This is a genomic window from Pseudomonas sp. XP1 (genome assembly GCF_053557675.1).
In genome coordinates, this window is sequence record NZ_JBNRIJ010000008.1 from 176,763 (window position 1) to 188,854 (window position 12,092).

The 12,092-nt window shown below is 62.4% G+C and carries 10 protein-coding genes; 3 read left to right on the forward strand and 7 right to left on the reverse strand.

From position 1 onward, the window contains the following. Positions 1-1,005: haloacid dehalogenase-like hydrolase (locus ACK1U9_RS10330; RefSeq protein WP_449109870.1), on the reverse strand; the 1,005-nt coding region annotated here is incomplete at its 3' end. Positions 1,006-1,249: 244 nt separating this feature from the next. Between ACK1U9_RS10330 and ACK1U9_RS10335 the strand changes: the two genes are divergently transcribed. Further along, the gene (locus tag ACK1U9_RS10335) at positions 1,250-2,641 is read left to right on the forward strand and encodes an L-cystine transporter (protein WP_153671396.1); all 1,392 of its coding nucleotides are present in this window, start codon (positions 1,250-1,252) and stop codon (positions 2,639-2,641) included. 121 nt (positions 2,642-2,762) lie between these two features. On the opposite strand, the gene ACK1U9_RS10340 is transcribed toward ACK1U9_RS10335, so the two are convergent. After that, complete coding sequence (locus tag ACK1U9_RS10340) at positions 2,763-3,278, reverse strand: dihydrofolate reductase (RefSeq protein ID WP_153671397.1); 516 nt, start codon at positions 3,276-3,278, stop codon at positions 2,763-2,765. Positions 3,279-3,332: 54 nt separating this feature from the next. Here ACK1U9_RS10340 and ACK1U9_RS10345 point away from each other — a divergent pair, with 54 nt between their 5' ends. Then, a complete protein-coding gene (locus tag ACK1U9_RS10345; protein WP_153671398.1) occupies positions 3,333-4,724 on the forward strand; it encodes a DUF2868 domain-containing protein in 1,392 nt (463 codons plus the stop codon). Beyond that, entirely contained in the window at positions 4,717-6,081 is a 1,365-nt protein-coding gene (locus ACK1U9_RS10350; RefSeq protein WP_153671399.1) for a GTPase/DUF3482 domain-containing protein, read from the forward strand. Before ACK1U9_RS10345 ends, ACK1U9_RS10350 begins: the two co-directional genes overlap by 8 nt. A 93-nt stretch (positions 6,082-6,174) precedes the next feature. Here ACK1U9_RS10350 and ACK1U9_RS10355 read toward each other — a convergent pair whose 3' ends face one another. The 5 genes from ACK1U9_RS10355 to ACK1U9_RS10375 form a co-directional block, all read right to left on the reverse strand. Then, positions 6,175-7,050, reverse strand: coding sequence for a hypothetical protein (locus ACK1U9_RS10355; RefSeq protein WP_153671400.1), 876 nt, complete (start codon positions 7,048-7,050; stop codon positions 6,175-6,177). 386 nt (positions 7,051-7,436) lie between these two features. Continuing rightward, complete coding sequence (locus ACK1U9_RS10360; RefSeq protein ID WP_046613572.1) at positions 7,437-7,985, reverse strand: phosphonate degradation HD-domain oxygenase; 549 nt, start codon at positions 7,983-7,985, stop codon at positions 7,437-7,439. A gap of 133 nt (positions 7,986-8,118) precedes the next feature. Further along, positions 8,119-9,144, reverse strand: a complete 1,026-nt coding sequence (locus tag ACK1U9_RS10365; RefSeq protein ID WP_153671401.1) for a putative 2-aminoethylphosphonate ABC transporter substrate-binding protein — start codon at positions 9,142-9,144, stop codon at positions 8,119-8,121. A gap of 17 nt (positions 9,145-9,161) precedes the next feature. Further along, on the reverse strand, positions 9,162-10,886 hold the full coding sequence (locus ACK1U9_RS10370; protein WP_085601856.1) for a putative 2-aminoethylphosphonate ABC transporter permease subunit: 1,725 nt from the start codon (positions 10,884-10,886) through the stop codon (positions 9,162-9,164). A gap of 1 nt (position 10,887) precedes the next feature. Further along, positions 10,888-11,946: a putative 2-aminoethylphosphonate ABC transporter ATP-binding protein gene (locus ACK1U9_RS10375; protein WP_085601855.1), complete on the reverse strand. Its 1,059-nt coding sequence runs from the start codon at positions 11,944-11,946 to the stop codon at positions 10,888-10,890. Positions 11,947-12,092 lie beyond the last annotated feature (146 nt).

Here is a 12,092-nt window from a genome sequence, read left to right on the forward strand (position 1 = left end):
CGGCAGCCCTTCCTTGGCCTGCGCCGCTGCATTCCTGGCAATCATCCCGTTCATCTGGTCCATGTACTTGGCCTTGCGGTTTATCCACAAGTGGATGCCACCTTTGCCCACGTCTACCCCATGGAACTGCATGTAGCCATCACTGGTCGGCGTATCGCCCCCCACCAGCACCGGTTTCTTCCACTCATCGATATAGGTCAGGATCGCCGCCTGCTTGCCTGCCATCCAGGTGGCCGGGGTCCACAGGTACGGGGTCAGCTCCAGCCCCACGTTGGCCTTGGCATCATAGTGCCCGGCGCTGATCTGCTTGCGCGCCGTGGTCAACTGGCCGCTGGCGCGGTCCTTCAGCAGCAAGCTCACGCCAATCACATTCTGCGGCTTCACGTTGTAGCCGTACTTGGGGTCCGACGCGACCATGCGCACCAGCTCCTCGGAAGCAGCGGAAACCACATAGACCTCGATACCGTTCTCCATCAGCTTGTTGTACAGCTCGGCCTGGCCCTTGAAGACCTTGGGCGGCTGTACCTCGATGGCCTTGACCTGGTCCCCTTCGTAATAAGTGGCCGGGATCGGTTTTCCGGAGGCCATCAGCTCATCCACCTGCACCTTCAGCTCCTGCAGGGTAAAGCCGGAGAACACCTGGGCCACCCACGGGTAGCAGACCATGTCGTCCACTTCGCACAGCCGGTAGTAGTAGCTGAACAGGCTTTCCTTGTGCTCGGCGGTGTCCTTGAACGGCATCAGCTTCAACGAGGGGTCGAGCTTGTCGCGGCTCAGCAGGCCCTTGTTTTCCATGAACGGCAGCAAGGCCTCTTCAAGGTCGTAGCGGTAGCTGGTGTTGTCCATGTCGAAAACAGCGTAGTTACCCTTGTTGGCATTGGCGGCAATCATGCTGTCGAGCTGCCTGGCAGCCTCGGCGGGCCAGTGCTTGAGCTCGGTGGCGAAGGTTTCGATACTGAACAGCAGGGACAGGCCGATGGCGACGGCTCTCGGAGCGAACTTCATGTACGAATCTCCTGAAATGACCCAGAAACGCTAGTGCAACAATCCCCGCCGGCAGGCCTTGATAACGACCTCAACGCAGCTGCAAACGCCGTGTTCATTGCAATCCGCGACACGCCGTTATTCCATAAACGACTATGCACATTCCATTTGGGTATAAATTCGTTTGTTTTCAGCCTGTTAGCATTTCCGTTCGCAATCGCTCACAGAGGCGATGCCAATTCTGCTTTTTTCTGCTGGAGCTTCAATGAACCTGCCACTGTCCCTTAACCTGCTGGCGTTCCTGGCCCTGTTGCTGGGCCTGGCACAAACCCGCCGCACCGACTGGAGCCTGGCCAGAAAAGTATTGCTGGGCCTGGTGCTGGGCGTGGTGTTCGGCCTGATACTGCATACCATCTATGGTGCTGGCCACCCTGTGCTCAAGGCCACCATCGCCTGGCTCGACCTGGTCGGCAACGGCTACGTCGGCCTGTTGCAGATGATCGTCATGCCGCTGATCTTCGCCTCGATCCTCAGTGCCGTGGCGCGCCTGCACAATGCCTCGTCGCTGGGCCGCATCAGCGTGCTGAGCATTGGTACCCTGCTGCTGACCACCGCCATCGCCGCGTTGATCGGCATCGTCCTGACCAACCTGTTCGGCCTGAGCGCCGAAGGCCTGGTGGCCGGCGCGCAGGAAAGCGCGCGCATGCAGGTTATCCACAGCGACTACGCCGGCAAGGTCGCCGACCTCAACATCCCGCAACTGCTGCTGTCGTTCATCCCCAGCAACCCGGTAGGTGACCTGGCACGGGCCAAGCCGACCTCGATCATCAGCGTGGTTATCTTTGCCGTCTTCCTCGGCCTGGCCGCGCTGCAGCTGATCAAGGACGATGCCGAGAAAGGCGAACGCGCGCTGTCGGCCATCGACACCCTGCAGGCCTGGGTGATGCGCCTGGTGCGGGTGGTGATGAAGCTGACCCCGTATGGCGTAATGGCGCTGATGACCAAGGTGGTGGCCAGCTCGAACATGGAAGACATCCTCAAGCTGGGCAGCTTCGTGGTGGTGTCGTACTTGGGCCTGGCGCTGATGTTCGTGGTGCACGGCATTATCCTGGCCGCCACCGGCGTGAGCCCGCTGCGCTTCTTCCGCAAGGTGTGGCCGGTGCTGACCTTCGCCTTCACCAGCCGCTCCAGTGCCGCCAGCATTCCGCTTAACATCGAAGCGCAAACCCGCCGCCTGGGCGTACCGCAGTCGATTGCCAGCTTCAGCGCATCGTTCGGTACCACCATTGGCCAGAACGGCTGCGCCGGCCTCTATCCTGCCATGTTGGCGGTGATGGTGGCGCCGGCGGTGGGCATCGATACCTTCGACCCGCTGTGGATCGCCACCCTCGTGGCCATCGTCACCTTGAGTTCGGCAGGTGTTGCCGGCGTAGGTGGCGGTGCGACTTTCGCCGCGCTGATCGTGCTGCCGGCCATGGGCTTGCCGGTGGAGCTGGTGGCGTTGCTGATTTCGGTGGAGCCGCTGATCGACATGGGCCGCACGGCGTTGAACGTGAACGGTTCGATGACCGCAGGGGTGGTGACCAGCCAATTGCTGAAAGAGACCGACAAGGATGTGCTGGCTGGCGATGAACATGCCGAGCTGAGCCACACCTGACATATTCTTGGGGGCGCTTTGCGCCACTTCGCGACACAAGGCCGCTCCTACAAGGAAAACGAGTATCCCCTGTAGGAGCGGCCTCGCGTCGCGATAGGGCTGCAAAGCAGCCCCAACAATCTCAAACCTTGTCCCAGACCTCGAAGTGGTAGGCAGGCTTGCCCTCTTCGATCTGCGCATCGCTCGACACCAGCTTCCACTGGCCCTCATCGAACGCTGGGAACCAGGCATCTCCCTTCGGTGCCAACTCGACCCGCGTCAGGTACATGCGGCTGACCAGCCCTTTCTCCAGCGCCTGCCCATACAGTTGCGCCCCGCCAACCAGCATCAGCTCACCGACGCCCTGCTCACGCGCCCATTGCTCGGCCCGCACCAGCGCTTCTTCCAGCGAGCCAAACACCTCGGCCCCTGCCAGTTCCAGCCCTGCCTGTCGGCTGACCACGATATTCAATCGCCCGGGCAATGGCCTGCCCAGCGAATCCCAGGTCTTGCGTCCCATGATGATCGGCTTGCCCAGGGTAGTGGCCTTGAAGTACTTGAAGTCCCCCGGCAAATGCCAGGGCATGGAGTTGTCGATGCCGATCACGCGGTTCTCGGCGTGAGCCGCGATCAGGCTGAGGGGGAGTGATGTATTCATGCCAGCGAGGATAGCACCGGGCGTGTGGGTTATGCTTCTGCCCTGACCTGTGCAATGGAAGACCTTGTGACCGCACCCACTTCACTGGACAAGCGCTGGCTCACCGAAGCGGTACGCCTGCGCGAGGAACATGCCGGCCCCCTGGAGGACCAGGAAGCCAACCGCCGCGCCCGCCAGGCAGGCGGTGACCTGGCGGCCCGCATCGAAACCCGCGCCCTGTTCCTGGCCGAGCGCGACGGCATCACCACCGCCCTGCGCCACTGGAAACAGGGCGCACGCCTGGCGCTGCTGGCCTTGCTGGTGCTGGCCGTGTTCAGCGGCGCAGGGCTGGCCCTGGCCGCCTTGGGCGACGGGCAGCGCCCGGTGAATGTGTTCTGGGCCCTCGGCAGCCTGCTCGGGCTGAACCTGCTGATGCTGCTGGGCTGGGCCATCGGCTTTGCCCTGAGCGGCGAGCATGGCGCGGGGCTGGGCCGCCTGTGGCTGTGGCTGAGCGAACGCTTTGCCCGTGACGCCAAGGCCGCGCACCTCGCACCGGCGCTGCTGGTGCTGCTGCAACGTCAGCGCCTGAACCGCTGGCTGCTCGGCCTGCTGGTGCATGGGCTGTGGCTGCTGGCAATGATCACCGCGCTGGGCATGCTGCTGGCCTTGCTGGCGACCCGGCGCTATGGCTTTGTCTGGGAAACCACCCTGCTCGCCGCCGACCCGTTCATCCACCTGACCCAGGCCTTGGGCGCGCTACCCTCGTTGCTGGGCTTCACGATACCCGACGAGACCATGATCCGCGCCAGCGGCAACAGCCAGCCGGCCCTGGACCTGGCACGCCAGGCCTGGGCCAGCTGGCTGCTTGGCGTGGTGCTGGTGTACGGCCTGCTGCCGCGCCTGCTGTTGGCCGGGCTGTGCCTGTGGCGCTGGTGCCAAGGCCGCCAACGCCTGACGCTGGACCTCAGCCTGCCCGGCTACGCGCAGCTGCGTGAAGCGCTGATGCCGCGCAGCGAACGCATAGGCGTTCAGGATGCCGCGCCCGAAGCCTTGCCGCAGTTTGCCGCTGGCCAGCTGGAAAGCGGCAGCAGCGGTGCCCTGCTGGTCGGCCTGGAGCTGGACGACCAGCATCCCTGGCCGCCCGCGCTGCCGAAAAGCGTAACCAGTGCCGGCGTGCTCGACAGCCGCGAATCGCGTAACCGCCTGCTCGAACAGCTCAGCCGTTTCCCGCCAGCACGCCTGGCCATCGCTTGCGACCCGCGCCGCTCTCCCGATCGTGGCAGCCTGGCGTTGCTCGCCGAACTGGCACGCAACGCCGGCGCCACCCGTATATGGCTACTGCAGGCTGCACCGGGCGAGGCGCTGGACGCCCAGCGCCTGGGCGATTGGCACGAAGCCCTCGACCGCCTTGGCCTGGCGCATGCCGATACCTCCCCGCTGACCTGGCTGGAGCATGGCCATGACTGAGCCGCTGAAACTGGCCGTGGTCGGCCACACCAACGTCGGCAAGACCTCGCTGCTGCGCACCCTGACCCGCGACGTCGGCTTTGGCGAAGTCTCCCACCGTCCCAGCACCACTCGCCATGTGGAAGGCGCGCGGCTGTCGGTGGACGGCGAACCATTGCTCGAATTGTATGACACCCCGGGCCTGGAAGACGCCATTGCCCTGCTCGACTATCTCGAACGCCTGGAGCGCCCGGGCGAGCGCCTGGACGGCCCGGCCCGCCTCGAACGTTTTTTGCAAGGCAGCGAGGCACGCCAGCGTTTCGAGCAGGAGGCCAAGGTGCTACGCCAGCTGCTGGCCAGCAATGCCGGGTTGTATGTAATCGACGCCCGCGAACCAGTGCTGGCCAAATACCGCGACGAACTGGAAGTGCTGGCCAGTTGCGGCAAGCCGCTGCTACCGGTGCTCAATTTCGTCGCCAGCAGCCAGCATCGTGAACCCGAGTGGCGCGACGCCTTGGCCCGCCTGGGCCTGCATGCGCTGGTGCGCTTCGACAGCGTGGCGCCCCCGGAAGACGGCGAACGCCGCCTGTACGAAAGCTTGGCCTTGCTGCTGGAAGACGCCCGCCCGGCGCTACAACGGTTGATCGATGATCAGCAGGCGCAACGCCTGGCCCGTCAGCGCAGCGGTAAGCGGTTGATTGCCGAACTGCTGCTCGATTGCGCCGCTTGCCGGCGCAGTGTTGAAGCCGAACCTACGGCAGAGGCCAAGGCCATCGAGGCGCTGCGCCAGGATGTACGTCAGCGGGAACAGCGTTGTGTCGAGGCGTTGCTCAAGCTCTATGCCTTCCGCCGTGAGGATGCCAACACCGGAGATCTGCCGTTGCTGGATGGGCGCTGGGGAGATGACTTGTTCAACCCCGAAACGTTGAAATTGCTCGGCGTGCGCCTGGGGAGCGGCGTGGCGGCGGGTGCGGCGGCTGGTGCGGGTGTCGACTTGCTGGTGGGTGGCCTTACCCTCGGCGCTGCCGCCCTGGCCGGCGCCATAGCCGGAGGGGCGCTACAAACTGCGCGCAATTATGGCTCACGGTTAATGGGCAAATTGAAGGGCCAGCGTGAGCTGACGGTGCACGACAGCGTGCTGCGCTTGCTCGCCCTACGCCAGCAGCAGTTGATGGCAGCGCTGGATAGCCGCGGGCATGCCGCGCAGAACAGCATTCGCCTGGGTGAGCTGGGTGAGAAGGCCTGGCGCGAAGGCAAACTGCCCGAGGCCTTGAGCAAAGCGCGCGCGCATCCGCAGTGGTCGACGCTCAATCCTGGGGCACGCGTGAATCAGGCTGAGCGGCAAGAGCAGCTCGAGGCACTGGCTCTGGAAATGTGAGCCCTCATCCCAAGTCTGCTCCCGCATCGTGTACCACAGTAATCGATAACCCATCATCAATTTTAAACACCGTATGGGTTACCTGATGGATCATCAAAGCCCGAGACAAAGTGTATTCGGATACACCATAAAATACTCGACCCTTCGGAAATCACAGACATTGAAGCCTGAGTAGCTTCTCACCGTAGCCGTCACCTCTTCCAATGCCTCATTATAATAAAATTCGACTGTGGCAGTCGCTGTACCGAAACCGTCAACAATCTCCAGCTCGGTAATACCCGGCGCATACAACTGATCAGGGTTACCCGTCAGCGAATATTCGCCCCCAAATGTTCCAAAACTCAAATTTAATGCCGAATTGACTTTCTCATATACCCCAGAAACTTTTTGATAAACATCACCTTTAAAATAAATATTTACATTTCTCAATAAACTGAATGCCTCATTACTTGGAAACCTCCACTCTGAATTTATTTTTTTGGGAGCAGGACATGCCTTCTGAATACCGCCAGCCGGCACATTAACAGTATTGAATTCATGTAATGCCTCTAGCTTCCCTTCCTCAACCGCCGAAGCTTCTGCTGTGGGGTTCACGTCGAGACTAACTCCACCCACGACGTCATCGAAAACTACGTAACTTTTATAAATCTCATTTGTCTCGGAAGAAAAATCAACCCGATCGTCTTTGGCTTCGATTTTAAAATTATGATTACCGCTGGCGTTGGAAAAAACCAATTCAGTAGAACTAGTAATCCTATATGCTTCATCCTCATTCTCATTGCGATATAAGTGAGTAGATAGCACGCCACCGTTGCTCGGACCCCAACTCTCTATTAATCTATGACTGACAGGCTCCGTCATATGCCTTTGATAAATCGCAGGCACTATGGAAAGCTTATCGGATTGATATATACCTCTGATACTGAAAGGGAGCTGAGATGACACACCGAACGCTTCATGCTTAGACATTTGAAAAACTCCAATGAGGTTGACATTGTCGGAGTCGACGTCCTCATTGAAAGGCGGAAAAAAGATGCTGACAACTAGCAGAAATACTAGGGAAATCTCCCGGAAATCCATTCATAGAAACGCTATGCTTCTGCTCTCAACACCGCCTGATCTATTACCGCCCCCCTATCTCCTCGGCCCGCTCACCCCGCTTCCACATCCGCACGCTCAAGCTGAACAGCGGGGCGCGCTCAATGCAGAGTGTTCTCTAACAATTATCCGCTATCGAACCGAGGTAGACGCCCTGCCCGAGACCTCGAGCAGGGCGCGGCTGACTCAGAGATAGTGACAGAACACCTGTGGCCGCTGTGCCTGCAGATTCGAGGGTGCTAAAAACAATCAACCACTCAGATCAACGCCAATGCCCTTTCTTTCAACGCCAGCAGATCTATCAACGGCGCCCCGACCTCTTTCGCCCGCTCATCCCACTCCCGCATACGCAGGCTCACGCTGAACAATGGGTCGCGCTCGAACGCATCCGCCTCGGCCTCGCTCATCACGCCCCCTTGGTACTCCAGGGTCCGCCGGCTCGCCTCGCTCAACCGCTGGTAATACCCAGGCTGGCGCAAAGTCAGGTAGCGCTTGGCCTCCACGTGATACTGCACCAGCCGCGCCATGCGTTCGCCGAAACCACAGCGGCGTAAATACTCGGCGCCGATGCGCTCATGGCTGACCACGCCATAGCCGCCCATGCTGGCGTCACCGCCGCACAGGTGGCCGATGTCGTGGAAGAACGCCGCCAGCACCACTTCGTCGTCGAAGCCTTCGGCCATGGCCAGTTGCGCGGCCTGAGACATGTGTTCGAGCTGGGTGATGGCTTCGCCGATGTAGTCGTCACTGCCGTGGCGTTCGTACAGCGCGAAAGTGCTGTCGATGATCTGGGCTGGGGTGGGCATCACTGTTTATTCCTGGCTGGATTGCAGCAGTGGCTTCTTCGCGGGCATACCCGCTCCCACAAGGATCGCACACAGCTGAAGGACTGCGCGGTACCTGTGGGAGCGGGCGCGCCCGCGAAGAGGCCGGTGCAGGTTACTGCTGAGCCACCTTCTCCGACTTGCCGTCATAGCGCTTGCGCCACTCGGCCAGGATCTGGTCACGGTTCTTCGAGGCCCAGGCAAAGTCGTTCTTGATCAGGCGCTGTTCATAGTCCGCCGGCAGTTCGGTCTGCGGCTTGGCAATGCCCGGGGCAGCCAGCACGGCGAAGTTCTCCTTGTACAGCTCCATGGCCGCCGGGCTTGCCGAGAAATCAGCCAGGCGCCTGGCCGCATCCGCTTTTGGCGAACCCTTGATCACCGCAGTCGCCTCGATCTCCCAGCCCAGGCCTTCCTTCGGCAGCACGATGTCCAGCGGCGCGCCCTGGCGCTTGAGCTGCACGGCCGGGTACTCGAACGAGATACCGATCGGGAATTCACCCGCTGCGGCAAGCTTGCACGGCTTGGAACCGGAATGAACGTACTGGCCGATGTTCTGGTGCAGTGCATCCATGTACGCCCAACCCTGTGGCTCGCCAAAGGTCTGCAACCAGGCACTGACATCCAGGAAGCCGGTGCCGGACGAGGCCGGGTTCGGCATGACGATCTTGCCCTTGTACTCGGGCTTGGTCAGGTCCTGCCAGCTCACCGGCTTGCTCAGGCCCTGCTTCTCGGCCTCGATGGTATTGAAGCAGATGGTCGCGGCCCACACGTCCATCCCGACCCATGCTGGCGGGTTGGCTGCGTCGCGGTAGTTGGCGGCGATCTTGCCCAGGTCCGTCGGTGCGTAGGCTTCGAGCATGCCGTTCTGGTCGAGAATGGCCAGGCTCGATGCGGCCAGGCCCCAAACTGCGTCGGCCTGCGGGCGCTCTTTCTCGGCCAGCAGCTTGGCGGTGATGATGCCGGTAGAGTCGCGTACCCACTTGATTTCGATGTCCGGGTTGGCCTTTTCGAAGGCCTGCTTGTAGCTCTTCAGCTGTTCGGCCTCCAGGGCGGTGTAGACCGTCAGCTGGGTGCCAGCGGCCGAAGCCTGCAGGCTGAACACGGCGGAAACGGCAGCGGCAAGTGCAAGGTGCTTGTACATGGTTAGTTCCTTACAGGTCAGACGGTCGCGGCGCGTTGGCGCCAGGCTTGGGAGCGGCGCAGCAGGCCGCGTGAGGCTGCGGCCAGCAGCAGTGAAGCACCGGCACTGGTCAGCAGGATCAGGGTGGACATGGCGGCGGCACCACCGACATTGCCGGCGTCGTCCATGTTCAGCACGGCGACGGCAGCAAGAATGGTGTCGGGGCTGTACAGGAAGATTGCCGCCGACACGGTGGTCATCGCCGATACGAACAGGTAGCGGATGATGTCCAGCAGCGCCGGCAGGCAGATCGGCACGGTCACCCGCAGGAAGTGCCTGTACAGCGGCGCCTTCAGCGACAGCGCGGCGGCCTCGAACTCGCCGTCGAGCTGACGCAGGGCAGTGGTCGCGGTCATCTGCGCGGTGGTCAGGTAGTGGGCGATGGTGCACACCACCAGCAGCCCCATGCCGCCGTAGAACACATGCAGCGGGTTGCCGTTCAGGTTGAAGAAGAATACATAGCCCAGGCCCAGCACCAGGCCCGGCACGGCCATGGGGATGAAGCTGAGCAGGCGCAGCGCCTGGTTGAGCAGGCGTTGGCCCTGGGTCTTTTCCATCAGGTAGGCGCCGGTGAAGATCACGATGCTGCCGATCAATGCGGTGCCGATGGCCATGGTCACACTGTTGCGGTAGGCCAGCCAGCCGCCACCGGCGGTGTCCTCGAACATGTAGTGACGCAGCGACAACGACAGGTTGTAGGGCCAGAAGGTGACCAGGGACGAGTACACCGCCATACCGATCACCAGCAGCAACGCCGAGCACACCAGCAGCACGATCCCCAGGAAGCAGGCGTCACGGCCCCGCGACGGCTTGGGCTCGAACACCTGTGCACGCCCGCTCATGGCCTCGCCCTGGCGCCGACGCAGCCAGGCATCGACGGTAAAGCTGAACAGCGCCGGCAACAGCAGCACCATGCCGATCAGCGCGCCGCGGCCGAACTGCTGCTGGCCGACCACCGCCTTGTAGGCTTCCAGCGCCAGCACCTGATAATCGCCGCCGACCACGACCGGTACACCGAAGTCGGTGATGGTCAAGGTGAACACCAGGCAGAACGCTGCGAATACTGCCTGGCGCGTGGCCGGCCAGGTGATGCTGGTGAACGCTCGCCAGGGGCCGGCACCCATGCTGGACGCTGCGTCGAACAGGCGTGCATCGGCCAGCGAAAGTGCCGACAGCAGGATCATCAGGGCATGCGGGAAGGTGTAGATGGCCTCGCCCAGCACAATGCCCCAGAAGCCATAGATGTTGTCGCTGAGCAACCCGCGCAGCAGCCCTTGGTTACCGAACAGGTAGACCAGGGCGATGGCCGGCAGCATTGACGGAGCCAGCAGCGGCAGCAGCGAAATCCCCCGCCACAGGCCTTTGCCCGGAATCAGCGTGCGCTGCAGGGCATAGGCGAACAGGTAGGCCAGCGGTACCACGATGGCTGCCACCGTGAAGGCCACCGACAGGCTGTTGCCTAGCAGCCAGTGGAAGTTTTCACTGGCGAACAGTTCGCGGGCCGCCAGCAGGCCGCCACCCTGGCCCGCATCTGCGCTGAAGCCGCGCCAGAAGATCGCCAGCAGCGGCATCAGCACCGCCAGTACCAGAAGGATCAGCAGCAGGCTCTTGCCGCCGACGACGAACAACCGGTCGCCCAGGGCAACGCCAGCACGCGGCGTGGCCTTGGCCTGGCTCAGCGGCAGGGACATTGGCGCGGCCATCTCAGGCAAACACCTGCAGGCTCTGCGGTGGCAGCGCCACCCAGATGTCCTGCGAGCCCAGCCGCGGCATTGCCTCGGGAGCCAGCTCCGCCAGCAGTGCATGGCCAGGCAGCGCCTTGAGTTCGAAGCTCATGCGGCAGCGGTTACCGAGGAAGGTGATTTCACGGACCATGGCCGGGAACAGGTTTTCTTCGTGCATCGCAGGGTTGACCGTGATCGCCTCCGGGCGGCAGAACAGCCGGCCACTGCTGGGGCGGGCCGAACCTGGTGCCAAACGCATGTTCATGCCACCGACCTGGGCATGGCTGTCACTGCTGCGCTGGAACGGCAACCAGTTGCCCTGGCCGACGAACTCGGCAACGAACGGCGTGGCCGGTTGGTCGTAGATTTCCTGCGGGGTGGCGTACTGCTCGACCTGGCCGTTGTTCATCACCGCAATGCGGTCGGCCATCAGCATGGCCTCGTCCTGGTTGTGGGTGACCATCAGTGTGGTGATACCCAGCTGGCGTTGCAGCTGGCGCAGTTCAGTGCACAGGTGCTCGCGCACCCGGGCATCCAACGCCGACATCGGCTCGTCCAGCAGCAGCAACGACGGCGACGGTGCCAGCGCGCGGGCCAGGGCCACACGCTGCTGCTGGCCCCCGGAAAGCTGACCGGGGTATTTCTTCTCGCTGCCGGCCAGGCCCACCAGTTCGAGCATTTCGGCCACTCGCTGGCGGGCCTGCTCGCGGCCACTGCCAGTCAGGCCATAGGCGATGTTGGCTTCGACGGTGAGGTTGGGGAACAGCGCGTAGGACTGGAACAGGATGCCGTAGTCACGGGCCTGAGGTGGCAGCTCGGAGATGTCGCGCTCGCCGATGTATAACGTACCGCGGTCCTGGCGCTCCAGGCCGGCGATGCAGCGCAGCAGCGTGGTCTTGCCGCAGCCAGACGGACCGAGCAGGCACACCAGTTCGCCGGCGGCGATGTCCAGCGAGACATCGTTCAGCGCCGTGAAGGCGCCGAAGCGCTTGTGGATGTTGCGCACTTTCATCTGTGCGCCGGGGGTGGTGTGGTTCATGGCAGGGCCTCATCGAAGAGATGGGGGCCATGCTAGGAAGGCTGTGCGAAGTTTCTGTGGCTTTAGAGCAAAAGCGGATGATAGTGGTATAGGCAGATTTTGTAGTGGCCTTCAAGGGCCCTATCGCCGGCAAGCCCGCTCCCCCC